The 24,988-nt window shown below is 71.7% G+C and carries 21 protein-coding genes and 3 pseudogenes; 13 read left to right on the forward strand and 11 right to left on the reverse strand.

Going from position 1 to position 24,988, the window contains the following annotated elements; translation table 11 throughout:
• Nucleotides 1–125: 125 nt before the first annotated feature.
• A pseudogene (locus ABZ794_RS09180) lies at nt 126–947 on the forward strand (adenylosuccinate synthetase); the annotation flags it as partial.
• A gap of 208 nt (nt 948–1,155) precedes the next feature.
• Nucleotides 1,156–1,797: a DedA family protein gene (locus ABZ794_RS09185; protein WP_210787412.1), complete on the forward strand. Its 642-nt coding sequence runs from the start codon at nt 1,156–1,158 to the stop codon at nt 1,795–1,797.
• Nucleotides 1,798–1,803: 6 nt separating this feature from the next.
• Here ABZ794_RS09185 and ABZ794_RS09190 read toward each other — a convergent pair whose 3' ends face one another.
• Together ABZ794_RS09190 and ABZ794_RS09195 are read right to left on the reverse strand one after the other, a co-directional pair.
• Nucleotides 1,804–2,445, reverse strand: coding sequence for a response regulator transcription factor (locus tag ABZ794_RS09190; protein WP_238689266.1), 642 nt, complete (start codon nt 2,443–2,445; stop codon nt 1,804–1,806).
• The gene (locus ABZ794_RS09195; RefSeq protein ID WP_210787410.1) at nt 2,442–3,593 is read right to left on the reverse strand and encodes a histidine kinase; all 1,152 of its coding nucleotides are present in this window, start codon (nt 3,591–3,593) and stop codon (nt 2,442–2,444) included. Before ABZ794_RS09195 ends, ABZ794_RS09190 begins: the two co-directional genes overlap by 4 nt.
• Nucleotides 3,594–3,760: 167 nt before the next feature.
• Here ABZ794_RS09195 and ABZ794_RS09200 point away from each other — a divergent pair.
• A pseudogene (locus tag ABZ794_RS09200) lies at nt 3,761–4,360 on the forward strand (DedA family protein); the annotation flags it as partial.
• A 44-nt stretch (nt 4,361–4,404) separates the two neighbouring features.
• On the opposite strand, the gene ABZ794_RS09205 reads toward ABZ794_RS09200, so the two are convergent.
• Entirely contained in the window at nt 4,405–5,043 is a 639-nt protein-coding gene (locus tag ABZ794_RS09205; RefSeq protein ID WP_357514978.1) for a TetR/AcrR family transcriptional regulator, read from the reverse strand.
• 67 nt (nt 5,044–5,110) lie between these two features.
• On the opposite strand from ABZ794_RS09205, the gene ABZ794_RS09210 reads away from it, so the two are divergent.
• From ABZ794_RS09210 to ABZ794_RS09220, 3 genes are all read left to right on the forward strand, one after another.
• Nucleotides 5,111–5,563 carry an SCP2 sterol-binding domain-containing protein gene (locus ABZ794_RS09210; RefSeq protein ID WP_196920508.1) on the forward strand — a complete coding sequence of 151 codons (453 nt, stop codon included), beginning with the start codon at nt 5,111–5,113 and terminating at the stop codon, nt 5,561–5,563.
• Nucleotide 5,564: 1 nt separating this feature from the next.
• Complete coding sequence (locus ABZ794_RS09215; protein WP_210787407.1) at nt 5,565–6,779, forward strand: acyl-CoA dehydrogenase family protein; 1,215 nt, start codon at nt 5,565–5,567, stop codon at nt 6,777–6,779.
• 196 nt (nt 6,780–6,975) lie between these two features.
• Nucleotides 6,976–8,538 (forward strand): AMP-binding protein, encoded by a 1,563-nt coding sequence (locus tag ABZ794_RS09220; RefSeq protein WP_210787406.1) that lies wholly within the window; start codon nt 6,976–6,978, stop codon nt 8,536–8,538.
• A 52-nt stretch (nt 8,539–8,590) separates the two neighbouring features.
• Here the strand turns inward: ABZ794_RS09220 and purD are convergent, their stop codons facing one another.
• The 4 genes and pseudogenes from purD to ABZ794_RS09240 all read right to left on the reverse strand — a co-directional run bounded on the left by purD (nt 8,591) and on the right by ABZ794_RS09240 (nt 12,366).
• Nucleotides 8,591–9,841, reverse strand: coding sequence for a phosphoribosylamine--glycine ligase (purD, locus tag ABZ794_RS09225; protein WP_357514981.1), 1,251 nt, complete (start codon nt 9,839–9,841; stop codon nt 8,591–8,593).
• 105 nt (nt 9,842–9,946) lie between these two features.
• On the reverse strand, nt 9,947–10,516 hold the full coding sequence (locus ABZ794_RS09230) for an endonuclease domain-containing protein (RefSeq protein WP_238689268.1): 570 nt from the start codon (nt 10,514–10,516) through the stop codon (nt 9,947–9,949).
• A 228-nt stretch (nt 10,517–10,744) separates the two neighbouring features.
• Nucleotides 10,745–10,903, reverse strand: a pseudogene (locus ABZ794_RS09235) (type IV toxin-antitoxin system AbiEi family antitoxin domain-containing protein); the annotation flags it as partial.
• Nucleotides 10,904–11,076: 173 nt separating this feature from the next.
• Nucleotides 11,077–12,366 carry an adenylosuccinate synthase gene (locus ABZ794_RS09240; RefSeq protein ID WP_210782949.1) on the reverse strand — a complete coding sequence of 430 codons (1,290 nt, stop codon included), beginning with the start codon at nt 12,364–12,366 and terminating at the stop codon, nt 11,077–11,079.
• Between the two features lie 124 nt (nt 12,367–12,490).
• Between ABZ794_RS09240 and ABZ794_RS09245 the strand changes: the two genes are divergently transcribed.
• A complete protein-coding gene (locus tag ABZ794_RS09245) occupies nt 12,491–13,570 on the forward strand; it encodes a hypothetical protein (protein ID WP_210782951.1) in 1,080 nt (359 codons plus the stop codon).
• Between the two features lie 716 nt (nt 13,571–14,286).
• The gene (locus ABZ794_RS09250; RefSeq protein WP_357515292.1) at nt 14,287–16,038 is read left to right on the forward strand and encodes a chromosome partitioning protein; all 1,752 of its coding nucleotides are present in this window, start codon (nt 14,287–14,289) and stop codon (nt 16,036–16,038) included.
• Nucleotides 16,039–16,090: 52 nt separating this feature from the next.
• Here ABZ794_RS09250 and ABZ794_RS09255 read toward each other — a convergent pair whose 3' ends face one another.
• Nucleotides 16,091–16,519, reverse strand: a complete 429-nt coding sequence (locus tag ABZ794_RS09255; RefSeq protein WP_091396135.1) for a DUF3151 domain-containing protein — start codon at nt 16,517–16,519, stop codon at nt 16,091–16,093.
• 249 nt (nt 16,520–16,768) lie between these two features.
• Here ABZ794_RS09255 and ABZ794_RS09260 point away from each other — a divergent pair, with 249 nt between their 5' ends.
• Nucleotides 16,769–17,962 (forward strand): hypothetical protein, encoded by a 1,194-nt coding sequence (locus ABZ794_RS09260; RefSeq protein ID WP_210782955.1) that lies wholly within the window; start codon nt 16,769–16,771, stop codon nt 17,960–17,962.
• 52 nt (nt 17,963–18,014) lie between these two features.
• On the opposite strand, the gene fbaA is transcribed toward ABZ794_RS09260, so the two are convergent.
• Both fbaA and ABZ794_RS09270 read right to left on the reverse strand, forming a co-directional pair.
• Nucleotides 18,015–19,040 (reverse strand): class II fructose-bisphosphate aldolase, encoded by a 1,026-nt coding sequence (gene fbaA, locus ABZ794_RS09265; protein ID WP_124853722.1) that lies wholly within the window; start codon nt 19,038–19,040, stop codon nt 18,015–18,017.
• A gap of 136 nt (nt 19,041–19,176) precedes the next feature.
• A complete protein-coding gene (locus tag ABZ794_RS09270) occupies nt 19,177–19,560 on the reverse strand; it encodes a phage holin family protein (RefSeq protein ID WP_030491363.1) in 384 nt (127 codons plus the stop codon).
• A 124-nt stretch (nt 19,561–19,684) separates the two neighbouring features.
• Here ABZ794_RS09270 and ABZ794_RS09275 point away from each other — a divergent pair, with 124 nt between their 5' ends.
• The 4 genes from ABZ794_RS09275 to ABZ794_RS09290 all read left to right on the forward strand — a co-directional run bounded on the left by ABZ794_RS09275 (nt 19,685) and on the right by ABZ794_RS09290 (nt 24,413).
• Nucleotides 19,685–19,897 carry a hypothetical protein gene (locus ABZ794_RS09275; protein ID WP_210782957.1) on the forward strand — a complete coding sequence of 71 codons (213 nt, stop codon included), beginning with the start codon at nt 19,685–19,687 and terminating at the stop codon, nt 19,895–19,897.
• A gap of 147 nt (nt 19,898–20,044) precedes the next feature.
• A complete protein-coding gene (locus ABZ794_RS09280) occupies nt 20,045–21,616 on the forward strand; it encodes an LPXTG cell wall anchor domain-containing protein (RefSeq protein WP_210782959.1) in 1,572 nt (523 codons plus the stop codon).
• Nucleotides 21,617–21,873: 257 nt separating this feature from the next.
• Complete coding sequence (locus ABZ794_RS09285) at nt 21,874–23,433, forward strand: LPXTG cell wall anchor domain-containing protein (RefSeq protein WP_357514985.1); 1,560 nt, start codon at nt 21,874–21,876, stop codon at nt 23,431–23,433.
• A gap of 158 nt (nt 23,434–23,591) precedes the next feature.
• The gene (locus ABZ794_RS09290) at nt 23,592–24,413 is read left to right on the forward strand and encodes a DedA family protein (RefSeq protein WP_238689451.1); all 822 of its coding nucleotides are present in this window, start codon (nt 23,592–23,594) and stop codon (nt 24,411–24,413) included.
• A gap of 166 nt (nt 24,414–24,579) precedes the next feature.
• On the opposite strand, the gene ABZ794_RS09295 is transcribed toward ABZ794_RS09290, so the two are convergent.
• Entirely contained in the window at nt 24,580–24,957 is a 378-nt protein-coding gene (locus tag ABZ794_RS09295; protein WP_030332125.1) for a metalloregulator ArsR/SmtB family transcription factor, read from the reverse strand.
• Nucleotides 24,958–24,988: the final 31 nt, after the last annotated feature.

Here is a 24,988-nt window from a genome sequence, read left to right on the forward strand (position 1 = left end):
CGGCCGAGGCCCCCCCCCCCACCCCCGCCCCCCCCCCCCGCCCCGCCCCCCCCCGCGGGGTCCCCGCCCGCGCGCCCCGCGGGGGGGGGGGGGGGGGGGGGCGGGCGGCAGACCCCCCCCCCCCCCCCGACGACGCGCCGCGGGTCGCCGACTGCCACCACCCGGCACTGTTGCGCCGCCGGCTGACCACACTGCGGGACCGGCTGACCGCCGAGCTGGGCCAGTTGGAAGCGCCACCGATCGAGGACTGCCTGCCCGCGTTCACCGGGTTCGCCGACCGGGTCGCCGTCGTCGACGGCAGCTGGCTCGCCGGGGCGTTGCGCACCGGGACCTGCGTCTTCGAGGGCGCGCAGGGGGTGCTGCTCGACGAGTGGCACGGCTTCCACCCGTACACCACCTGGAGCACCACCACGTTCGCCAACGTCGACAGCCTGCTCGCCGAGGCGGGCCGGCCCGGCGACGTGACCCGGATCGGGGTGCTCCGCGTGGTGACCACCCGGCACGGGCACGGTCCGTTGGTGACCGAGGATCCGAGCCTGCCGTTCGCCGACGCGCACAACGCCACGAACCCCTGGCAGGGCCGGTTCCGGTTCGGCCACTTCGACGCGGTCGCCCACCGGTACGCCCTCGCCGCAGCCGGCGGTGTGGACGGTTTGGCCCTGACCCACCTCGACCTGGCCGGCCCCGACCTGCGGATCTGCCGCCGCTACGACACCACGGACCGGCTCACCCCGGGCCCGCCCGGTGACCTGGACCGGCAGGCCGCGCTCACCGCCCGCCTGCTGCGCTCCCGCCCGCTGTACGACGACAAACCGCAGGACTGGCCCGCAGCGGTAAGCGCGGAGCTGGACGCCCCGGTGGTGCTCACCTCGCACGGCCCCACCGCCAACGACAAGACCCCACACGGCCCCCTGCTAGCCCCACGAACCCTGGCCCACGCGGCCTGACCCACCCCGTCCCCGCCCCGCCCCGCCCCGCCCCGCCCCGCCCCGCCCCGCCCCGCCCTGCCCCCGTCGATCTTGCACTTTCGGTAGTTGTTATGCAGCTTTTGCGGGGGTTGGTTCGGACACAAAGTGCAAGATCGGCGCGGGGAGAGGTGGGGGTTATCCAACGGCTTCGGCCACCGGGCGGGTCGCGCCCGGCGAGCATGGGGGCATGGACTCCGCGCTCGACCTGCTCCGACAGCTGGTCGCCTCACCGTGGGTGTACCTGCTGATCTTCGGGCTCACGGCGGTCGACGCGTTCTTTCCGGCCGTACCCGGCGAGGCGGCCGTCATCACCGCCGCCGTGCTCTCCACCAGCGGAAATCCCAAGCTGGCGGCGGTGATCGGCGCCGCCGCCCTGGGCGCCTGCGCCGGTGACCACGTCTCGTACGCCATCGGGCGCGGTGGCGGCGCGAGACGCCTCGCCGGGTTTCCCGACGGCAGCCGCCGACGAGCCAGCTCGGAGTGGGCCCGGCGCGCGCTGAACCGGCGCGGCGGGCTGATCCTGACCACCTCCCGGTACCTGCCGGGCGGGCGGACGGCCGTCACCCTCACCATGGGCGCGGTGCGCTATTCCCGCCGGTCGTTCCTGCTGTACGACGCGATTGCAACGGTCACCTGGGCCCTGTACTGCGGGTTGCTCGGCTACTTCGGTGGGCTGGCCTTCGAACGGCACCCCGTCAAGGGCGTCCTCGCCGGGATCGGCCTGTCGGTGATCGTCACGCTGGGCATCGAGGGCGTCCGTTGGCTGCGCCACCGGGCGCGCCAGCGCGCCGCCACCACCAGCACCACCGACCGGGCCGGATCGACCTGACACCCGTCACAGCAGGTCGGCGTCGTACACCAGGATGGCCAACTGCACACGGTTGCCCGCGTGGAGTTTCGCCAGCGCCCGGCTGACGTGTGCCTTGACCGTGGCCTCGCTCATCGTCAGCCGCCGGGCGATCTCCGCGTTGCCGTGCCCGCGCGCCACCTCCCGGACGATCGCCAGCTCCCGCTCGGTCAGCGGTGCGAGCCGCTCACGGGCCGCGTCCCGGCGGGCCGGGCCACGCTCGGCGAACGAGCTGATCAGACGCCGGGTCACCGTCGGGGCGAGCATCGCGTTGCCGGCGGCCACCGTACGGACGGCGGCGGCCAACTCCCGGGGCGGAGTGTCCTTGAGCAGGAAGCCGACAGCGCCGGCCCGCAGCGCGCGGTGCACGTACTCGTCGAGGTCGAAGGTGGTCAACATGATCACCTTTGGGCCGGCGGCGACGACGTCGGGCGCTGCGGTCAGCCCGTCGACGCCCGGCATCCGCACGTCGAGCAGCACCACGTCGGGGCGTAACCGCTGGGCCTGCTCCAGCGCGCCGGCGCCGTCCGCCGCCTCTCCGACGACAGTGATGTCCTCCGCCGCCTCAAGGATCAGCCGCAGCCCGGCCCGGACCAGCTGCTCGTCGTCGACCACCACCACCCGGATCACGCCGCACCCGCCAGCGGGATCAGAGCCCGGACCAGGAAGCCGCCGTCCACCGGAGCTGCCTCCAACCGGCCGCCGAGCAGCTCCACCCGCTCACGCAGCCCGAGCAGCCCCTGCCCGGCACCCGGCAGCGCCGACCCGCCCTCGGACGGGCCGTTGCGGACCAGCACCTCCAGCCCGTCGGGCAGGTAGCGCAGGCAGACCGTCGTCTCGGCGTCGGCCGCGTGTTTGCGCACGTTGGTCAGCGCCTCACGGACCACCCGGTACGCGGTACGCCCCAGCGTCGCCGGCAGTGCCGTCGGCACACCCTCGTCCTGCCGGGACACCCGCAGTCCGGCGGCACGGGACTCCCCGATCAACTCGTCCAACGTGTCGAGCCCCCGCTCCGGCGTCACGGCCGGGCCGGCCTGGCGCAGCACACCCAGCACCTCGCGCAGGTCGGTGAGCGCCTGCCTGCCGGTCGTCCGGATCAGCGCGGCGGCCTCGACGGTCGCCGGGTCCACGGCGGTCACCTCCAGCGCCCCGGCATGCACCACCATCAACGAGACCCGGTGTGCCACCACGTCGTGCATCTCCCGGGCGATCCGGGTCCGCTCCTCGGCACGGACCCGGTCGGCGCGGGCCTCCTGCTCGCGTTCCAGCCGCTCGGCCCGGTCCCGCAGAGCGGCGAGCGTGTCCTGACGGGCCCGCACCCAGAGGCCGAAGACCAACGGAAGCCCCACCAGGCAGGCGGCGAGCAGCAGCACGTTGCCGGTGCTGGCGGTGGTGATCCGGCGTACGCCACCCACCGCCAGCCCGACCAGCACCCCGCCGGTCAGCACCAGGGCCGCACCGGCGAGGTAACCGGCGAGTTGGCGACCGCGCAACCGCAGACCCGCCTGGTACGAGGCCAGCACCCCGGCGGCCGCCGCGGCGAGCACCAACCAGCCGACCGCCGCGGCCAGGAACAACGGCCAGCGGCGGGTCCGGACCGTACCGGCGGCCCATGCTGAGCCCAGTGCGATCAGCAGCACGACCACGCTCGGCAGCGGCGAGTGGACCCCGATGTCACCGGTCGCGCTGGCCCACACGGCTGCGGCGACCAGGACGGCGAGCAGCGGCGGGGCGTACCGATGGACGACCCGCCGGAGGGCGACGGCGTTGGAGGCCACGCAGCGAGCCTAGGGCTCAGCCGACGTGTCGGGCCGCCCCACAGCGCCGTACCGGGGTGAGGTGGGGGATGACCCCGATGCACAGTCCGGGCCGGCCGCTACCTAAGTAGTGCCGCCCACCTGACCACTGGCCGATGTCGGGAGCCGCCGCGCCGACCAGCATCGGGATCATGGATCTGCTCGACCTGCTGCACGACACGATGTCCTCACCCTGGGTGTACCTGGCGATCTTCGCGATCGCGGTGCTCGACGGCTTCTTCCCGGTGGTGCCGAGCGAGACGGCGGTGATCACCGCAGGGGTGTTCGCGGCCTCCGGAGCGCCGTACCTGCCGGCGGTGATCCTGGTGGCAGCCGCCGGGGCGCTGGTCGGCGACCACGTCTCGTACGCCATCGGGCGGGGTGGCGGCACCCGGCTGCTCGACCGGCTGCCCCCCGACGGTCGACGCCGAGGCGCCATCGACCGGGCCCGTCGGGGGATCGCCACCCGGGGCGGTCTGATCCTCACCGTGGCCCGCTACGTTCCGGGCGGCCGGACCGCTGTCACCCTCACCATGGGCGCGGTGCGCTATCCACGGCGACGGTTCCTGGCCTTCGACGCGCTGGCCGCCAGCTCGTGGGGGCTCTACTCGGCGCTGGTCGGCTACGTCGGCGGGCTGGCCTTCGAGCAGGACCCGCTGCGCGGTCTCCTGCTCGGTCTGGGCCTGGCCCTGACGGTGACGGTGGTCGTCGAGGTGGTCCGCTGGCTCCGCAACCGCCGCCGTACGGCGCGGGTCGGCGAGCCCGGGCACCGACGCCGTTCCCGCCGGGGCCGTCAGTCGGCCGGCGGACGCCAGGTGACGCCGTGCAGCAGTTGGGCGGCACCGAGCCAGGCCACGTTCATCATCCGGGTGGCAGTCTTCTCCGGCTCCGCGTCCGGGTGGTCCGCGAGCCAGTCGGCCAACGACTCGGTCGCGCCGACCAGGGCGTACGCGACGACCTCCAGGTCGATGGCGGCGATCTCGCGGCCCTCGGCGCGCAGCGCGTGGTCGAGCATTCCGGCGACCACCTCGACCAGCCGGGCCCGCATGGTGGCCAACTCGCCGGCGAACGGCTGCTCGCCCCGGGCCTGCCGGTAGAGCACCGCCCAGCCGTCCCGATGGGCGCCCACGAAGCCGAAGAACGCCCTCAGCCCGCGCCAGAGCCGCTCGTCGGCCGGCAGGTCGGGAGCCGCCGCCCCGGCGATGGCCTGCATCATCCGGGTGCCCTCCCGGTGCAGGCAGGCGACGAAGAGCTCCTCCTTGGTGCCGAGGTACGCGTACACCATGGGTTTGGAGATGCCGGCGTCCTCGGCGATCTCGTCCATGCTGGCGGCGTGGAAGCCACGTCGGGAGAAGACCTTGACGGCCGCGTCGAGCATCTGCTGCTCGCGGACGGCGCGAGGCAGGCGCTTGAAGGCGGGGACGCTGGACACCTTGCGAGCATACCTACTCGTGCGTAGGGTTACGCGCGAGTAGCCAATCTTCCGGAAGGCGCACCTGATGACTGACTTCGACCCGGCCACCTTCGCCAACGTGGGCCCCAAGGAGTTCGCCCAGCTGGTCAAGTCCACCCCGGACGACAAGATCGCCCAGGTGATGTCCGGCGACCTGCGCGACAAGGTCCTGGGCGAGGTGTTCGGCCGGATGCCGTCGCTGTTCCGCGCGGACCGGGCCGGTTCCACAAACGCGGTCATCCACTGGATCATCACCGGTCGCCCCGACGGCGGCAGCGACACCTACGAGGTGGTCATCGCCGACGGCACCTGCGTCGTGAACGAGACCCCGCAGCACGACCCGAAGCTGAGCCTCACCATGGGCCCGGTCGAGTTCCTGAAGATCGTCTCCGGTGGCGCCAACCCGGTGATGATGTTCATGACCGGCAAGTTGAAGGCGAAGGGCGACCTCGGCCTCGCCGCCAACATCGCCAACCTGTTCGACATCCCCAAGGCCTGACATGGCTGAGTTCTCGCTCGACCTGAACGAGGAACAGCGGGATCTACGCGACTGGGTGCACGGCTTCGCCGCCGAGGTCGTGCGCCCAGCCGCCGCCGAGTGGGACGAGCGCGAGGACACCCCCTGGCCGGTGATCCAGGAAGCCGCCAAGGTCGGCCTCTACGGCTTCGAGTTCCTCGCCACCTGCTGGGCCGACCCCACCGGGCTCTCCCTGCCGATCGCCAGCGAAGAACTGTTCTGGGGTGACGCCGGCATCGGCATGAGCATCTTCGGCACCTCACTCGCCGTCGCCGCCATCTACGGCGCCGGCACCCCCGACCAGATGGTCGAGTGGGTGCCGCAGTGCTTCGGCGACGTCGACTCGCCAGCCGTCGCCGCCTTCTGCACCAGCGAGCCGGAAGCCGGCTCCGACGTCGGCGCGATGCGCACCCGGGCCGTCTACGACGAGGCCACCGACGAGTGGGTGCTCACCGGCCAGAAGGCGTACGCCACCAACGGCGGAATCGCCGGAGTGCACGTGGTCACCGCCTCCGTCGACCCCGCGCTCGGCTCCCGGGGTCAGGCGGCGTTCGTCGTACCGCCGGGCACCCCCGGCCTGGCCGCCACCCGCAAGCTGCGCAAACTCGGCCTCCGCGCGTCACACACCGCCGACGTCTTCCTCGACGGGGTCCGCGTACCCGGCCGCTGCCTGCTCGGCGGACGAGACGCCCTGCTGGAACGACTCGACCGTGCCCGCTCCGGTCAGCGAGCCACCGGGCAGGCCGCGATGCGCACCTTCGAGCTGTCCCGACCCACCGTCGGCGCCCAGGCGCTCGGCGTGGCCCGGGCCGCCTACGAGTACGCCCTCGACTACGCGAAGGACCGGGTCCAGTTCGGACGCCCGATCATCGAGAACCAGGCGGTAGCGTTCGCGCTGGCCGACATGCGGATGGAGATCGACGCGGCGCGGCTGCTGGTCTGGCGGGCCTCGTGGATGGGCCGCAACAACCGCCCGTTCACCGCGGGCGAAGGATCGATGTCCAAGCTCAAGGCCGGCGAAGTGGCCGTTTCGGTCACCGAGAAGGCAGTGCAACTGCTCGGCGGGGCCGGCTTCCTGCGTGACCACCCGGTCGAGCGCTGGTACCGGGACGCCAAGATCTACACCATCTTCGAGGGCACCTCGGAAATCCAACGACTGGTCATCTCCCGGGCGATCTCCGGGATGCAGATCCGCTGACCGCCGTCGGCCCGACCCCTCCTCGACCAGGGTCGGGCCGACGGTGGCCCGGATTCCACGATCTTTGCCGTCTTTGTCACCCCACGCCGACGCCAACTGGGCCTTCAGCCGCGCCCAGTGCATGATCAAGGAAAGAAGCCCTGATGGACGGGCGGGCCGACGCCCCGTCCGCGCACCACCCGAGGAGGTCTGCGGCATGGACCTGCCGTTCATCGTTGCCACGCTGACCCGTCGCGGGCTGCTCACCCCCGGCAGCCCGGTCCGGGTCGCCTCGCAGCTCAACGCGTTGCGCACGTGGGGGTGGAGCCTGGCAGGCGAGCTACGCCAAGCAGCCGCCCGGGACCCGGGCCGACCCGCCGTCATCGACGAGAACGGCGTCGAGCTGACCTACCACGACCTGCTCGACCGGGCCGAGCGGATGGCCCGCTCGATGCGGGCCGGGCTCGGCGTACAGGCCGGCGACCGGATCGGCGTGCTCTGCCGTAACCACCACGGACTGATCGAGACGATCGTCGCCGCCACCCTGCTCGGCGTCGACGCGGTACTTGTCAACACCGGGCTCAGCGCCGCCCAGCTGGGCACCGTCGCCGAGGAACAGCGGCTGCGGCTCCTCGTGCACGACGACGAGTTCGCCGAGCGGGTCCTCGGCCTCCCCGCCGAGCTGTCCCGGCTCGACGAACGCGCCCGCGAGGAATTGGTGGCCGGGGCACTGCCGGGTGACCTCCACCCGCCCGAGCGCGACGGCCGGATCATCGTCCTCACCTCCGGCACCACCGGTACGCCCAAGGGCGCTCGCCGACCGACGCCCAGCGGCTTCGGTCCACTGGTGTCCATCATCGACCGCATCCCCCTGCACGCCCGGGACCGGGTGATGATCGCCGCGCCGATCTTCCACACCTGGGGATTCGCCGCCCTCCAGGTCTGCCTGGCACTACGAGCCACCATCGTGCTGCACCGCCGCTTCGACCCGGCCGCCACGCTCGCCGCCCTGAGCACGCACCGGTGCGACGCTCTCTTCGCCGTACCGGTGATGCTGCAACGGCTGCTGGAGGTGCCCCCGCCGGACCCGCGCCCCCCGCTCACTGTCGTCGCAGTGAGCGGCTCCGCCCTGCCCGGCGGGCTGGCCCCGAAGTTCATGGACGTCTACGGAGACGTCCTCTACAACCTCTACGGGTCCACCGAGGTCTCCTGGGCCTCCATCGCCGGCCCGCAGGACCTGCGTCAGGCACCCACCACCGCCGGTCGTCCCCCGCACGGCACCCGGCTGGAACTGCTCGACGACGACGGCCAACCCGTACCGGACGGACGGGTCGGGCGGATCCTCGTCGGCAACGAGATGCTCTTCGAGGGCTACACCTCAGGCGCCAACCGGGAAACCCACGACGGCCTGCTCGACACCGGCGACCTCGGCCGGCTCAACGCCGACGGGCTGCTCTTCGTCGACGGGCGGGCCGACGACATGATCGTCTCTGGCGGCGAGAACGTCTTCCCGTCCGAGGTGGAGGACCTGCTCGCGCAACTGCCACAGGTCCGCGAGGCGGCCGTGATCGGCGTGCCCGACCCCGAGTACGGCCAGCGCCTCTCCGCGTTCCTCGCCCTGCACCCCGGCGAGACCCTCGACCCCGAGGCGGTCCGCGAGTACGTCCGGCACTTCCTGGCCCGGTTCAGCGTCCCCCGGGACGTGATCTTCGTGAAGTACCTGCCTCGCAACGCCACCGGCAAGGTGCTCACCCGAGAACTGCGCCGCTACTACGGCTGACGGGCGGGGAGGCGCCGCGGCTGGTGCGTGCCCGCCGGGTCGAGGTCGGTGTTCAGCCGGGAATCGTGATCCGATCCTCGATCGCGGCGGCGGCGATGTCGGTGCGGTGCTGCGAGCCGGCCAACTCCACCCCGTCCACCAGCGCGTACGCGGCGTCCCGCGCGGCGGCCAGGTCGGCGCCGGTGGCCGTACCGCAGAGGACCCGGCCGCCGGCGGAGAGCAACGCGCCGTCGCTGGCCCGACGGGCGGTGCCCGCGTGGATGATGCCCGGACGGTCCGCACCGGTGATCACGTCGCCGGTGCGCGGCGCGGCCGGATAACCCGCCGAGGCGAGCACCACGGTCACGGCGCTGCCGCTCCGCCACCGCAGCGGCGGATGCTCGGCCAACGAGCCGGTGGCCGCCGCGTGCAGCAGCCCACCCAACGGGGTCTCCAGCAACGCGAGCACCACCTGGGTCTCCGGGTCACCGAAGCGCGCGTTGAACTCGATCACCCGAGGGCCGGCGGCGGTGATCGCGAGCCCGACGTAGAGCAGGCCGGCGAACGGGGTGCCCCGGCGACGCATCTCCGCGAGCGTCGGGTGGACCACATCGCGCATCACGTCGTCGACCAGGCCGGACGGGGCCCAGGCCAGTGGCGCGTACGCCCCCATGCCACCGGTGTTCGGCCCGGTGTCGCCGTCGCCGAGCCGCTTGAAGTCCTGTGCCGGCACCAGCGGCAGCGCCGCCTCGCCGTCGGTGACCACGAAGAGGCTGACCTCCGGGCCGTCGAGGAACTCCTCGACCACGACACGTCCACACTCGTCCGCGTGTGCCAACGCGGCGGCCCGGTCGTCGGTCACCACCACGCCCTTGCCGGCGGCGAGCCCGTCGTCCTTCACCACGTACGGCGCGCCGAACTCGTCCAGCGCCCGGGCGGTGCTCTCCTCGTCCGTGCAGACGTACGCCCGGGCGGTCGGCACGCCGGCGGCGGTCATCACGTCCTTGGCGAACGCCTTGGAGCCCTCCAACTGCGCGGCCGCACCGGATGGACCGAACACGGCGATGCCCTTGGCGCGTACCGCATCGGCGACCCCGGCGACAAGTGGCGCCTCGGGCCCGACCACCACCAGGTCAGCCGCCACCTCCACGGCCAACGCCGCCACCGCGGCCGGATCTGTCGGAGTGACCGCTCGCAGCTCAGCCACGCTGGCGATCCCCGGATTACCCGGCGCCGCAACAAGCGCGGAAACCCCAGGATCGTCCGTCAACCCAAGCGCAAGCGCGTGCTCCCGCCCGCCACCACCCACCAAAAGAACCCGCACGCCCGAGATCCTACTGTCCCCCTCCACCTCGCCCGCCCCCGTAGGGCCTCGGTGATCAAGAGGTTTGCGTCAGCGGTGGACTCGTTCTTGACGGAAACCTCTTGATCACCTTCGTTGGGCGACCGCGACTGCGATCGCTTGGCGGACCGTTTGGGGGATGTAGGTGGGGTGGAGGGTGTCCTGCCAGGTGAAACGGAGGATGGTCCAGCCAGCGTTGACCAGGCGGTTCTGGCGACGGCGGTCGGCGTAGGCGGCCTCCGGAGTGCCATGCGCGTCTCGGCCGTCCGCTTCGGCAATCAGCCTTGGGCCGCGCCAGCCCAGGTCGCCAATGCCGAGCAGATAGCCGTCATCGTCGCGCACTTCCAACTGCAGCGTGTCCGGCGGCACCCGGCCGTCCACGCACCGCAGCCGGCTACGCGTCTCCAGCGGCGACTGCGCCCGCCCGTCCGCCTCGGCGAGGCAGGCGCGTGCCATGACCGCGCCCCGACGCCCCCGGATCAGGCTCGGAATGGCCGCCAGATGTGCCGGATCGATGCGACCCTGGTTCAGAGCTGAGTCGAGGACCGAGACCGCTGGATAACGATCAACCCGAAGGATGACGTCCGAGACGGTGCGAAGCGGAGAGGTCGCCGGGATGCCCGCAACCTGGACGATGTCGCCGGGGCCGACGGTCACCTGATGCACCGTCAACCACGGCACCAGTGAGCGCTGAGGTCGGGGTCGATCGACTGGCACCGAGACGTGGACCTGTGCTGTCCGGCGAAGACCCGCGATGCCGTGCAACTCCAACGCGGAGTCCAGAACAGCGAAGGCGCCTGGGCCGAGGCTCATGACCGCAGCGCGGATTCGCGCCCGCCGACGCGTCGAATCACTCAACTCCGCTTCTGGAACGAAGCACCCACGGAGAACCCGCTGCCACCTGCCGGACCGGTGCAACTGTCGGATCTGGTCCCTGGTCAGGCCGGCACGCAATGCCTGGCCCAGGGTGACCATGCCGTCCTGCCCGGCCGCAATGTGGTGAAGAAGTTGATGTGCACCCACACCCACACCCTGCCCACCCACCCCACTCGAACGAAGCCCCTGTGGACAACCCTCGAGCCCCTGTGGATAACCCCACAGTCCGCCTCGGTGATCAAGAGGTTTACGTCAACCTCACGACCAGATCTGACGCAAACCTCTTGATCACCGAGGCGGGCACCGGGTGGGGGTGGGGGTTGGGGGTTGGGGTGGTGGGGTTAGGGGAGGAGGGGGTGGAGGACTACGTTTTCTTCTCGGCCTGGGCCTACGCCTACGACGCTCACCCTCGTGTTGCAGAGTTCTTCGACCCTCGCGATGTAGCGGCGGGCGTTCTCCGGAAGGTCGTCGATGGTGCGGGCCTTGGTGATGTCCTCCCACCAGCCGTCGAGTTCCTCGAAGACGGGCTTGGCGTGGTGGAAGTCCGTCTGGCTCATCGGCATGTCGTCGACCCGGACGCCGTTGATCTCGTAGCCGACGCAGATCGGCACCTTGGGCAGGCCGGTGAGCACGTCCAGCTTGGTGATGACCAGGTCGGTGACGCCGTTGAGGCGGCAGGCGTACCGGGCGACGACCGCGTCGAACCACCCGCACCGGCGCTCCCGCCCGGTGGTGGTGCCGTACTCCGCGCCGATCTTGCGCAGGTGGTCACCGTTGGCGTCGAACAGCTCGGTCGGGAACGGCCCGGCACCCACCCGGGTGGTGTACGCCTTGCTCACCGCGATGACCTTGTTGATCGCGGTCGGCGGGATGCCCGCGCCCACGCAGGCGCCACCGGCGGTCGGGTTCGACGAGGTCACGAAGGGGTAGGTGCCGTGGTCCATGTCGAGCATGGTGGCCTGGGCGCCTTCCAGCAGCACCGTCTCGCCCCGGTCCAGGGCGTCCCAGAGCATCGCCCGGGTCTCCGCGATGTACGGCTTGAGGCGCTCGGCGTACGCCAGGTACTCCTCGACGGTCGCCTCGAGGTCGATCGCCTTGCGGTTGTAGACCTTGAACAGGATCTGGTTCTTCTCGCGCAGCGCGAGTTCCAGCTTCTTGCGCAGGATGCCCGGGTCGAGCAGGTCCTGGAGGCGGATGCCGATCCGGGCGACCTTGTCGCCGTACGCCGGGCCGATGCCGCGGCCGGTGGTGCCGATCCGGGACGAGCCGAGGTACCGCTCGATGACCCGGTCCAGCGCCCGGTGATGCGGCATGATCAGGTGCGCGTCACCGGAGATCCGCAGCCGGGACACGTCGACGCCGCGCTCCGCCAGGCCGTCGATCTCGGCGAGCAGCACCTTCGGGTCGACCACCACACCGTTGCCGATGACGATCATCGCGTTCGGCGAGAGCGCACCGGACGGCATCAGGTGCAGCGCGTACTTCTGGCCGTCCGGGGTGATCACCGTGTGCCCGGCGTTGTTGCCGCCGGAGTAGCGCACGACGTAGTCGACCCGCTCACCCAGCAGGTCGGTAACCTTGCCCTTGCCCTCGTCGCCCCACTGAGCGCCGATGAGCACGATCGCTGGCATCTTTTCCGCCTCCAGAAGGCTCGGGTGCCAGGTGGCGACCGCTCGGCGAGCCCGGGGTGTCAGGTTAACAAGTAGTGACGGCGCGGCCGGCAGGGGTCGCGTCGAGAGGCAGGAGGCTCCTTCCGTGTACGACGTGGTGCTGCTCACCCTCGGTTCGGAGCGGGACGCTCCCGGGGGCTGTGGCAGCGGCGGGGCCTGCTGCGGCGGCGCGACCGGGGCCGACACCGCCCCGACGAGCCAGACCGACACCGGCCAAGCCGACACCGACCAGACCGACACCGACCAGACCGACACCGGCCAGGCCAGCACCGACACCGGGCAGTGCGCGACGGAGCGGCCCCGGGTGCCGGTGCTGGCGTGCGCCGACGCGCTGAACGCCCGGGGCGCCCGGGTGGAGACGGTCACCGCCCGCTCCGACGCGGAGATCGACGCGGTGTTGGCCCGGCTCGACGGCCCGACCCGCCCGGACGGCCTCACCTGGCCGGATCCGGACAGCAAGACCCGGCTGGTCGTCGCCACTGCCAGCGACGGGCAGTTGCGCGCAGTGCTGCGCCGGCTGGTCAAGCGGTACGCCCCGGCGCCGAGCAAGCGCCCGGCGGACCTGCCCGGCAACCGGACCCTGCCCGACCTGCCGCCGGTGGCCGTACTCCCGCTCGACCCGGCCCGCGGCGGCACCCAACGGGACCTGGTCGCGCAGCTCGGGCTGCCCCGTGACCCGGCGGCGGTGGCCACCGCGGTGCTGGACGGCACGCCGCGCCGGTTGGACCTGCTGCGCAACGACGGCGGCTCGGTGACCCTGGACGGCGCGCTCCTCGGCGCGGCCGACGACGCCGGCCGGCCGCTGCACTGGCGCGCCCGGGTGGAGGTCGACGACACCATCCTCACCGACGGTGCGGAACCGCTGCTGGCCTGCGCCGTCGGCAACGCCGGCGGGTACGCGACGCTCAACGACGTGACGCTGCTGACCGCACCGGACCCGGCCGACGGCCAGGTCGAGGTCGCGGTGGCCGTGCCGGTGGTCGTCCGCTCGGCCTGGGGGCGCAAGCGGGTACGCCTCGAAGTTCGGCGGGCCCGTGGGCGGGCGGTGTCGGTGCTGCCCAGGGAGGGCAAGGTGCCGTACCTCGACGATGGTGTCGAGGGCGAGCTGACCCGGAAGCGTTCCTGGTGGGTCGAGCCGGGCGCGTGGGCGGTCTGGTCGATCTGACCTCGACCGCACCGACCGGCCGACCTGCCTGCGCCGATCGGCCCTGTTGGGCGATTGGGCCTATCCTCGCAGGAGGACTGGGGAGGGCCGTAATGGACGAGAACGCCGACCGGGCGCAGGTGCCCGGCCAGCAGCCGGTGCCGGAGCGGGACGTCGAACCACTCTGGCCGCCAGATCCGGGCGACCGGGGCGCGGTGCCGCCGTGGGCTGCGGTCACCGAGCAGCGGGGTGGGCCGTCGCCGGTCACACATCCGGTCACGCCACCGGTGGCCGCGCCGCCGATCGGGCGACCGCCGGTTCCCGGCCAGCCGGGCGCTGCGGCCCAGTCGCCGCCCTCGCCGTCGGACTACCCGTCGCTCACCGGCGCCGTCCCGGCGCCCGGGGGGTGGGGGGCCAGCGGCCCGTCCGGCGCCGGGTCGGGTTGGGCGCCGGCGCAGCCGAGTTGGCCGCCGCCGACCGACCCGGCCGCTGCGTCACCGCCCGCTCCGCCAGCGACCGGCGCCCGGCCGACGCCGCCGGCGACCGGCCCGGGGAGCAACGGTGGGCCAGCCGGCACCAGCATGCCGGCTGCCGCCGCGACGCCGAGCACCACCTCCGCGCCGAGGGACGGCCGTCCCTCCGCGAGCGACGCGGGCAGTGCCGCGCCCGACCCGGCCAGCCAGGCCGGTGAAGCGACTCAGGTACAACCCGGCGACCGGGGCCCGACCGCCGGGCCGATCACCCCGGGCGGCGTCGACCTGAACCTGCCGTTCACCCTGGACAACCCGACCGCCGCCGACCGCCCCGCCGCATCGGCAGCCGCCGACCGCCCCACCACGGCCGCAGCCGCCGACCGGCCCGTCCCGGCGGCCACCGCGTCCGCCGCCAGCCCGAACGCCACCGACAGCCCGACGGCCGCCGGCCCCGCACCGGCAGACCCCTCGGCCGCAGCCCTCGCGGCGGCCGGGCCGGCACCGCAGCCTGGCGGGACCGTGCCCCAGACTGGTGGGCCGACACCGCAGGCTGATGGGCCGACACCGCAGCCCGGCCAGCCGGTGCACCAGGCCGGCGGGCCCGGTGCGGACGGGTCCGCCGACGGGCCGGCGCGGCCGATTGCCGAGTCGCCGTGGGCGTACCCGCCGCAACGCCCGGCCGGAACGGCCACGCCCGCCCAGGGCGAGTCCGGCGCGACGCCTCCGATTCCGCCGCCGCCGGTCGCCCCGCACGCCGACGCCGGGCAGGCACACCCCGGGCAGCCGTTCATCCCCGGCCAGGCCGGCCCGGCGCAGATTCCACCGCCGCCCGACGTGACGCAGTTCAACAACCCACCGCACGGCATTGCCGCACCGCAGCACGCTGCTGGGCAGGCCGGGCCGGGGACCCCACCACCCGGGCCGTTCCCGCCCTCGCCGGGTTGGTACCCGCCGCCCTGGCAGCAGGGCTCGCCCGGCGGCACGCCCGGGCAGCCGTACCAGGAGGCCGACGGGGTGACCCGGGTGCCGGCCCCCGCGTACCCGGACGCGGCCGCGTACCCGGACGCGAGCTGGACACCGGACACCACCGCCGCTCCGACCGCCGAGGACTTCGCCCGACGCCGCCAGGTTCGACCCGCCGACCCGGTGGCGACAATGGGTGTACGCGCGGTGGTCAACAAGATGGGCCTGCTCCGACTCTCTCCCGGGCGGCACGAGCAGGAGCTCAAGCGGGACATCGAGATGGTGCGCCGCAACTTCGGCGGTCTGCGGCAGGTGACCGTGGTGAACCCGAAGGGTGGTGCCGGTAAGACGGTGGCCATCCTGCTGCTCGCGATGACGTTCGGTCAGAAGCGTGGCGGCTACGTGCTGGCCTGGGACAACAACGAAACCCAGGGCACCCTGGGGATGCGCGCCCAACAGGACTTCCACTCCCGCACCGTGCGGGACATGCTGCGTGACCTCGGGCAGTTCCAGGGTGCGCACGGGCGGGTCGGCGACCTGTCGCAGTACGTCCGCTCGCAGGGCGAGGGGATGTTCGACGTCCTGGCCTCGGACGAGTCGGCCACCGGTGGCGAGATGTTGACGGCTGCCGCGTTCGCCGAGATCCGTGAGGTGGTCAGCCGGTTCTACAAGTTGATCTTCGTGGACACCGGGAACAACGTCCGGGCACAGAACTGGCAGGCGTCGATGGACGCCACCGACCAGTTGGTGGTCACCATGTCGGCCCGTAACGACTCCGCCGAGACCGCCGCCCGGATGCTCGACCACCTGGAACAGAGCGGCCGGCAACGGCTGGTCCGTCAGGCCGTGACGGTGGTGTCGATGCCACCGTCCCGCAAGGAGATCGACCTGCCGGCCATCCAGGAGCACTTCGCGGCCCGCACCCGGGCGGTGCTGCTGGCCCCGTACGAGCGGCTCATCGACAGTGGCGAGCCGATCCGGTACGGCGGGCTCTCCTCGGCCACCCGGGACGCCTGGCTGAAGATCGCCGCGGCGGTCGCCGAAGGGCTGTAGGGCCCAACCCACCGACGGCCGGCCCGATGTCGGGCCGGCCGCCGGGGCGGGGTCAGTTGCTCGCCAGCGCGTCCGCCGCTTCCGGGTCGCAGTCGCGCAGGAACTGGGCACAGCGGGCCGCCTCGTCGGCCTCGCCGATCTCGTCGGCGGCGCGGGACAGCACGTAGAGGCAACGGAGGAAGCCCCGGTTGGGCTCGTGTGACCACGGCACCGGGCCGTGCCCCTTCCAACCACTGCGGCGCAGCTGGTCGAGGCCCCGGTGGTAACCGGTGCGGGCGTACGCGTACGCCGTCACCACCTGGCCCTGCGCGAACGCCCGCGCCGCGAGCTCCGCCCAGGCCGCGCTGTAGGTCGGGAAGCCGGCCGCCACGTTGGCGTACGCCTCATCGGTGCCGGCCTCGTCGGCGGCGGCCAGGGCGGCGTCGGCCTCGTCGTTCACGGGCAGGCGGGTGGCCGGTGGCTCTGGCAAAAGGTTCTGCATCGCCCCATTCAACCCGCTAGACAGGGCGACACGCGAGCGGGTCGGCCGACGTGTCCCGCTGAACGGCTGAGGAGTTGGTCACGCCTGCGGCCTATGCCGCTGCCTGGCGTTTTCCACTACAACTAATAGTCCGGAGCCTCCCCAGGAACCGGTTATGCAGGAGCCCGGTGGCCACGACCATCGGGCTCCTGTCGGTTCCACCCCTGGCCCGAGGTTTGACCGGCCCCTGCGGAGGGGCAGGATGGCCCGGTGCCGACCCCACCTCCCGCGGACGTCATCGAGCCGCACCTGCACGCCGGTGAGATCCAGACCCGGGCCGAGTTCGACCAACAGCTGGCCACCGGTCGGCTGACCGGGCTGACCGTGCAGGGCCTGCGGCTCGACCTCGCGCCGGTGCCCGACCTGACCGGCGTCGACGTCGCCGGCACCCTCTTCGTCGGTTGCCGGTTCGCGTCCCGGGACGTGGGCGCCGACCTGGTCCGGCGCGGCGCGAACGTGGTGCCGCCGTTCTCCGGGTTGCCGTACCCGACCCAGCCGACGCACCTCTACACCCCGGACGAACTGGCCGCCGGGTTCGCCGAGGGCGGGTTCACCGGGATGTACGACACCCGGGTGTACGACCACTACCGGGCGCACGGTGGCGCGTTGCCGGACGTCAAGGAGGCGCTGGGTCAGCGGCTGCACGACCACGGCGTGGACAACGCGCTGGCCGACGCCACCCGGATCTGGCTGACCGCGCACGGGCCGCAGTCGGTGGTGGGCATCATGGGCGGGCACGCGGTGCGGCGCGGCAGTCCGGCGTACCGGATGGCGGCGGTGCTGGGTTGGGAGCTGGCGCGGGCCGACCGGCTGGTGGTGACCGGCGGCGGCCCGGGTGTGATGGAGGCCGCGAACCTTGGCGCCTACCTGGCGGACCGGCCGGCGACCGATGTGACGGCCGCGATCGACCTGCTGGCCACCGCCCCCGACTTCACCGACCACCACCGGTACACGGCCACCGCGCTGACGGTCCGGCAGCGGTACGCGGGGGTGCCCCGGCAGCGCGGCGACGACCTGGACTGGGCGCGTGCGGGTGGTCTGGCCATTCCGACCTGGCTGTACGGGCACGAGCCGGCGAACCTGTTCGCCGGGCGGATCGCGAAGTACTTCTCGAACGCGATCCGCGAGGACACCATCCTGCGCCTCGCCCGGGGCGGCATCGTCTTCGCGCCGGGGCGGGCGGGCACGGTGCAGGAGGTGTTCCAGGCGGCCACCAAGACCTACTACGGCACCGACGGCGCCAGCGGGGCGTACATCTTCCTGGACCGCGCCTACTGGACAGTGGAGTTGCCGGTGGAGGCGCTGTTGCGTCCGCTGCTGGCCGCGTCCCCGTTCGGTGACCTGTCGTCGACGATCCACCTCACCGACGACGTGCGCGAGGCCGTACGCCTGCTGACGGCCTGACGACGAACGGCCGGCTCCCCGTGCGGGAAGCCGGCCGTCGGGTCGGACGTCGTTACTTGGTCATCGTGGTGCCGGTGGAGCGCAGGTGCTCGCAGGCCTCGACGACCCGGGCGGCCAGGCCGGCCTCGGCGGCCTTGCCCCAGGCGCGCGGGTCGTACTGCTTCTTGTTGCCGACCTCGCCGTCGATCTTCAGCACGCCGTCGTAGTTGCGGAGCATGTGGTCCACGACGGGGCGGGTGAAGGCGTACTGGGTGTCGGTGTCGATGTTCATCTTCACCACGCCGTAGTCCAGAGCCTCGCGGATCTCGCTCAGCAGGGAGCCCGAGCCGCCGTGGAAGACCAGGCTGAGCGGCTTGTCCTTGCCGTACTTGGCGCCGACGGCGTCCTGGATCTGCTTGAGGATCTCCGGACGGAGCTTGACGTTGCCCGGCTTGTAGACGCCGTGCACGTTGCCGAAGGTCAGCGCCGCCATGTAGCGGCCCTTCTCGCCGAGGCCGAGCGCCTCGACCATCGCCAGGCCGTCATCGGTGGTGGTGTAGAGCTTGTCGTTGATGGCGTTCTCGACGCCGTCCTCCTCGCCACCGACGACACCGACCTCGATCTCAAGGACGATCTTGGCCTTGGCGGCCTCGTCGAGCAGCTGCGCGGCGATCTGCAGGTTCTCCGCGACCGGCACGGCCGAGCCGTCCCACATGTGCGACTGGTACAGCGGCTCCTCGCCGCGCTTCACCCGCTCCTGCGAGATGCCCATCAGCGGACGCACGAACCCGTCCAGCTTGTCCTTCGGGCAGTGGTCGGTGTGCAGGGCGATGTTCACCGAGTACTTCTTGGCGACCTCGTGCGCGTACGCGGCGAACGCCACCGCGCCGGTGACCATGTCCTTGATCGAGGGCCCGGAGAGGTATTCGGCGCCACCGGTGGAGACCTGGATGATGCCGTCGCTCTCCGCGTCGGCGAAGCCCTTGAGCGCCGCGTTCAGCGTCTGGGAGGAGGTCACGTTGATCGCGGGGTACGCGTACCGGCCAGCCTTGGCGCGGTCCAGCATCTCCGCGTAAGCCTCGGGGGAAGCGATGGGCATGTGATGCGCTCCTTACTTACCACTCTCGGCCGTGCTGGCCGCTGTTCTTCATTTGTGCGCCGGACCGCGCTGTCCTCCGCCCGGAAGTATCCCGTAGGTGAGGTGCGCCGGAACAACCGACCCGGGTGCTAGCCGTTCACCGGCGATCCAGGTTGTCCGGCACGATGACGCTGATCAACCAGGTCACCACGGTCATCACGATGGCTCCCCAGAACGCCGGCCAGAATCCGTCCACCTGGAACGGCAGGTCGAGCCCGCGGGCGATCCGGTCGGTGAGCAGGAACAGCAACGCGTTGACCACCAGCGCGAACAGGCCCAGGGTCAGTAGGTAGAACACACAACCGACGACCCGGATCACCGGCTTGAGCACCGCGTTGATCACGCCGAAGATCAGCGCCACCACGATCAGGGTGAGCACTGTGTTGCCACCCGAACGACCGTGCACGTCGACCCCGGGCACGATCAGCGTGGTTATCCACAACGCGACAGCGGTGATCGCCAGTCTGATGAGGAAGCCCACGGCACCATCCTGGCACCGGGTCGCGTCGCCGAGGGCTGATTCCGCCTACTCCGCTTCCGGGCGGTGCGCCGGCCCAACCCGTACGGTGGGTGGGAACCGTGCCCCGAGACCCCCGGGAGGGATGATGGGTCAGCCCGACGAGGACTTCACCCCCGGCGACCACCTCGCGCCCAACGAACGGGACCCCGAGGCGAACCCGGCCGACGCGGTCGAGCAGGCCACCGTCGCCGGCCCGGCCGACGTCGACAGTGAGCCGCACCGCGGCCTGGAGGTCGACGACTGGGACGCCATGGAGCAGGCCCGGGTGGTCACCGGGGACGAGGACGACTACCGCTGATTCCGTCACGGGGTCGGCTGCCCGTTGCGACAGGGGTGTTCAGCCGTTCGGGTCATTAGACGAATATCGATCCGAGAGGGGTTACCGGAGGAGTCTGGCGTCCCTAGGTTGGACGAGCGCCACCTGTACCCCCACGGGAGGACCCCCATGCTCAAGCACTCGCTCCGCTGGCTGACCGGCCTCGGCGCCGCAGGCGTGTTGATCGCCGCCTCCGCCACCCCCGCCGTCGCCGCACCCACGATCGAGCCTTACTTCCAGGACGCCACGCTGGCCATCGGCTCGGAGGCGACCATCCGTGGCCTGTTGCTGCACGCCGACGAGCCGACGGTCCTCACCGACGTCTCCGTGCGGTACGACTACCGCTCCCTGGCCACCAAGATCACTGTGGCTCCTGCCGACGGCCAGGAGTGCACCGCGCCGGAGCCGGGCGTTCTCGTCTGCACGGAGCGCTCCGATGTCGTCCTGTACGAGATGCCGCCGCTCGGCAGCGGGATCTACCGCAACGGGGCCAAGCGGGTTCACCTCGGCCTCACCGAAGATGCGCAGCTCGGCGACTCCGGCGACGTCGCTGTCAGCTTCCAGGCGGCCGGCGGGCGGCGCGGCAGCTACACCTCCCGGGTCCGGGTCGGCGAGGGGGTCGACCTGGCCGGCGGACCGTACACCAGCCTCTCCGCCAAGCCGGGTGGGAAGTTCACGGTGCCGCTGGTCGTGGCCAACGCCGGCGACAAGGCCGTCACCGGGTTCGTCGCGGTCTTCGACCTCCCCTACTCGATCCGAACCAAGGACCGGTTCAGCAACTGCCGCTACTCCGGCGACCACCTGGTCTCCTGCCACTTCGACGAGGACATCCCGGTGGGCACCGGGCTGGCCACCACGCTGAACCTCGAATTCGTCAAGGACACATACGCGCCGGCCAGCCACTCCGGCTACGCCCAGTTCATGACCAGCGCCGACTTCGAGGACCTGACCCGGGTGCGGACGGCCGTCGGCGCACGAGCGGCCAACCCCGGCAGCGGCCCGAAACTGACCATGACCGAGGCACCCAGCAGGGTGCGGCAGGCCGACCAGACCGATGTCGGCCCGGGTAACGACTACACCGCATGGATTATCAGGGCCACCGGCGTGAACGGCACCGACCTCGCGGCGATCGGCGCCACGCTCAAGGGCGCGGCCGGCACCGTCGTCACGGCGACAGTCGGCTTCCGGAACAACGGCCCGGCGACGCTCGACGGAACGAACGGAGACTTCGAGGCCGCCACCCACACCGACGTCGAGCTACCGCCGGGCACCACCGCCGTCGAGGTCCCCGACAACTGCTGGTTGCGGCAGGACACCACCCGCACGTACTCGTGCGCCTCGGAGATGCTCCTGGTGGCCGGGCAGACCTACGCCATGAAGTTCCGGCTGCGTATCGACAAGGTCGTCTCCAACGCCCGGGGTGCGGTGCGGGTCAACGCACCGTGCGAGTGCCCCGGCGGCGAGGGCTTCAAGGACGACATCGAACCGGCCAACGACAAGGCCACCATCGTGGTCAACGCGGCCCAGGGCGGCGGTGACCAAGGCGACGGTGATGGCGACGGTGGCGCGGGCGGGGGCGGTTCGCTGCCCATCACCGGTGCCCCCACCAACCTGATCGTCGGCATCGGCGCCCTGCTGCTCGTCACCGGTGTGGGCTGCTACCTGCTCGCCCGACGCCAAGGCAGCCGCTTCCCCGCCTGACCCACCCCGACCCGACCGACGCCCCGCCGTCCCTTACCGGGCCGGCGGGGCGTCGTCGCGAACTCCTCGTACGTCACTGCGCCTCCCGAGGGCTCCTGCCTCAGATGACGGAAGCGGACCGACCGACATTGCGGTGACTTCGATCAACCTTTTGGTTCGTCTTGCCCAGCGGGCGGTTTTGAGGGCTGCAGTCAGCCTTAGCGATTCCTTAAGATCCGCAGGCTCCACCTGATCCCCCAACTGGAGGAACTCCCCTGATGCTCACCCACTCCACCCGGCGTTGGCTCGCCGGGCTGGGCGTCGCAGGCGCGCTCGTCGCCGCCTCCGCCACCCCCGCCTTTGCCGCACCGGCAGCCCTCGCCGCACCGGTAGAGAATCTCGACCTGTACGCCAACAACGTGATCGTCGCGCCCGGCGGCACCGAGAAGTGGCTCACCCTCTTCTCGCTCACCACGGAGCGGCAGCCCGACGACTACACGATCAAGGTGGACCGGAGCAAGGTCTACGGTTTCGCCGACGTCGAGAGCAGCGGGGACAACTGCACCGAGTCCGGTGCGATCCTGACGTGCAAGGTCGAGGACCAGGACGACGACGGCTCGTACCTGAACCTCGTCTCCCTCGTCGTTCGCGCAAAGGCCGACGCCAAGCCCGATCAGAAGGGCGAGCTGAGTTTCACTGTCACGCCGGACGGCAAGTCCGGATCCGCCTCCTACAGCTCGACGGTGGAAATCGGCGAGGGCGTCGACCTCACCACCAACGAGTCCCTGGAGCTCAAGGGCGCGCCCGGCGCCACGCTGAAGGCTCCGTTCCAGGTGACGAACCGGGGCGAGGTGCCCGCGAAGGACGCGGTTCTCTACGTCGTCGGCGCGGACGGTCTTCAGCCGTCGAAGCGCTACGAGAACTGCGAGTACACCGAGGGCCCGCTGCACGACTTCGCGTTCGTCTGCCGCTTCGACACGACCATCGGCGAGAACAGTAGCTTCCGCCTCGACGACAGCTTCGGGTTCACCGTGCCCGCCGACAGCTGGGCGCCGAACGCCTTCGGCGGGTTCTCCACCTGGTTCACGCCTGCCGACTGGGACGAGTACAGGTCCGTGGCCGAACTCCCGGCCAAGCTCGGGCCGAACGGGACCGAGGGTGAGCTGAAGCTCGAGCCGGTCATGAACCTGCGCTCCCGGCAGACCGACGTCAACCCGTTGGACAACTCGACCTGGGTCGACCTTCAGGTGACCGGCGACCAGCGGGCCGATGTGGCAGCGCGCGGCGCGACGGTGACCGGTGACGTCGGCGCCACCGTCGCGCTCACGGTCGGCTACGTCAACAACGGGCCGGCGGCCGTCAACGCGGGTGGCGGCGAGTCGCCCTGGATCGGCACCACCGTCACGCTGCCGAAGGGCGTCACCGCCGTCCGCGCTTCGGAGAACTGCTTCGACTCCGAGGACGACGGGTGGGAGCCGGGCAAGCCCGGCGCGCGGGTCTACCGGTGCTTCGTGGACGGCTCGATCAAGAAGGGCGAGAAGGTCGACTACGAGTTCCAGGTGCGGATCGACCAGGCCGGCGACCAGGCCGGCGAGGTCACGCTGCGTACCGGGCACGAGGAGACCGAGATCAAGGACCTGAACCCGGCCAACGACACCGCGCAGATCCTGGTGAACGGCGGCGGAGACGGCGGCCAGGGCGGCGGTGACGACGGCGGCTCGCTGCCGGTCACCGGTCAGTCCACCGGCCTGATCGTCGGCCTCGGCGCGCTGCTGCTCGCCGCGGGCGTCGGCGGCTACCTGGTGGCCAAGCGCCGCCGGACCCGCTTCGTCGCCTGACCCACCCCGCACCACCGGCGCCCCGTCGACCACCACGGTCGGCGGGGCACCGTCGTTGGACCCCACGACGCCGGGGCACCGTCGTTTGACCCCACGGCGCGGGCGGGTGGTGACGGGCCGGTCCGGCGCGGCCGGGGCCCTGGGCTTCGGTACCCTTTGTGGCCGTGGACACAGCTGAGAAGACCCGCGCTCTCGTGGAGAGCGTCGCCCTGAACCCGCTCGATCCCAAGGATCTGTTGCAGACCTTCGGGCTGATCGGCGTGTGGGTGATCCTCTTCGCCGAGACCGGCCTGCTGGTGGGCTTCTTCTTCCCCGGTGACTCGCTGCTGTTCCTCGCCGGGGTCGCCTCGTCACCGGTGGCGGACGCGATCTTCGGCGACGGCACCCGCCTCTCCCTCACCGGTCTGCTGATCGGTGGGCCGATCTGCGCGATCGTCGGCGCGCAGCTGGGGCACTGGCTCGGCGCGCGGTACGGCCGGCCGATGTTCGAGCGGCCGAACTCCCGTCTCTTCAAGAAGGAGTACGTGGAGAAGGCCGAGTACTACTTCCAGAAGTTCGGCCCGGCGAAGGCCGTCGTGCTGGCGCGCTTCATTCCGATCGTCCGCACGTTCCTCAACCCGGTCGCGGGCGCGCTCGGCATGCCGGCCAAGAAGTTCCTGCTCTGGAACATCGTCGGCGCGGTGCTCTGGGTGGACGGCATCCTGCTGATCGGCTACCTGCTGGCCGAGCAGATCTACCAGGCCATCGGCGACAAGATCGACCACTACATCCTGCCGGTGGTGGCCCTGATCATTGTGATCTCGGTGCTGCCGATCTTCTTCGAGTTCCTGCGCGACCGGCGGGCTCGTAAGCGCGGCGAGGCGGTCGCGGTGGTCGCGGCGGCCAGTGCCGCCGGCGCGGTGGAGGCGGCCCGTGAGGCGTTCGACCACGACCGGCACGAGCACGGCCGTCAGCGCCCGGAGCACGGTCAGGACCGTTGAGCGGTACGACGACGGCCGGCCCCCTGGTGAGGGGGTCGGCCGTCGGCATGTCGAACCCGGCCTCCGGTGGTGCGACCGGGGACGAGCAGGTGTCAACCACCGGTGGCGCCACCCCTGGCTCGCCACCGGACGCCGCCCCGGCTCGGGACGGCGTGTAGTGCCTAGGTCAGCGGGCCTTCTTGGTGGCCCGCTTACGCGGCGGGGTCAGCAGGTCGGCGATCGTCGCGATCGCACTCGGGACCAGGCTGTAGTACGCCCAGACACCGCGCTTCTCCCGCTGCAACAAGCCAGCCTCGGTGAGGATACGCAGGTGATGACTGACCGTCGGCTGAGAGAGGCCGAGCGGCGCCGTCAGGTCACAGACGCACGCCTCGCCCTCGGGGGCCGACTGGATCAGGCTGAGCAGCCGCAACCGAGCAGGATCAGCAAGGGCCTTGAGGACCCCGGCGAGACGCTCGGCATCGGCACGTTCGATCGGCTCGCCGTTTAGCGGCGAGATCTGAGGCATAGTCATTTCGGCCAACGCAGTTCCCACGTATTCCATCCTTCCACCAGCAGCATCGATCCGCCTGCAT

Source organism: Micromonospora sp. NPDC047187, assembly GCF_040643355.1.
In the GTDB taxonomy this organism is placed as follows: Bacteria; Actinomycetota; Actinomycetes; order Mycobacteriales; family Micromonosporaceae; genus Micromonospora; species Micromonospora salmantinae.

What these genes read in the sequence shown, in the direction of transcription:
- ABZ794_RS09185 (WP_210787412.1), top strand. Translation starts at nt 1,156, where the DNA reads ATGGACTCCGCGCTCGACCTGCTCCGACAGCTGGTCGCCTCACCGTGG.
- ABZ794_RS09210 (WP_196920508.1), top strand. Translation starts at nt 5,111, where the DNA reads ATGACTGACTTCGACCCGGCCACCTTCGCCAACGTGGGCCCCAAGGAG.
- ABZ794_RS09215 (WP_210787407.1), top strand. Translation starts at nt 5,565, where the DNA reads ATGGCTGAGTTCTCGCTCGACCTGAACGAGGAACAGCGGGATCTACGC.
- ABZ794_RS09220 (WP_210787406.1), top strand. Translation starts at nt 6,976, where the DNA reads ATGGACCTGCCGTTCATCGTTGCCACGCTGACCCGTCGCGGGCTGCTC.
- ABZ794_RS09240 (WP_210782949.1), bottom strand. Translation starts at nt 12,366, where the DNA reads ATGCCAGCGATCGTGCTCATCGGCGCTCAGTGGGGCGACGAGGGCAAG.
- ABZ794_RS09255 (WP_091396135.1), bottom strand. Translation starts at nt 16,519, where the DNA reads ATGCAGAACCTTTTGCCAGAGCCACCGGCCACCCGCCTGCCCGTGAAC.
- fbaA (WP_124853722.1), bottom strand. Translation starts at nt 19,040, where the DNA reads ATGCCCATCGCTTCCCCCGAGGCTTACGCGGAGATGCTGGACCGCGCC.
- ABZ794_RS09275 (WP_210782957.1), top strand. Translation starts at nt 19,685, where the DNA reads ATGGGTCAGCCCGACGAGGACTTCACCCCCGGCGACCACCTCGCGCCC.
- ABZ794_RS09280 (WP_210782959.1), top strand. Translation starts at nt 20,045, where the DNA reads ATGCTCAAGCACTCGCTCCGCTGGCTGACCGGCCTCGGCGCCGCAGGC.
- ABZ794_RS09285 (WP_357514985.1), top strand. Translation starts at nt 21,874, where the DNA reads ATGCTCACCCACTCCACCCGGCGTTGGCTCGCCGGGCTGGGCGTCGCA.
- ABZ794_RS09295 (WP_030332125.1), bottom strand. Translation starts at nt 24,957, where the DNA reads ATGGAATACGTGGGAACTGCGTTGGCCGAAATGACTATGCCTCAGATC.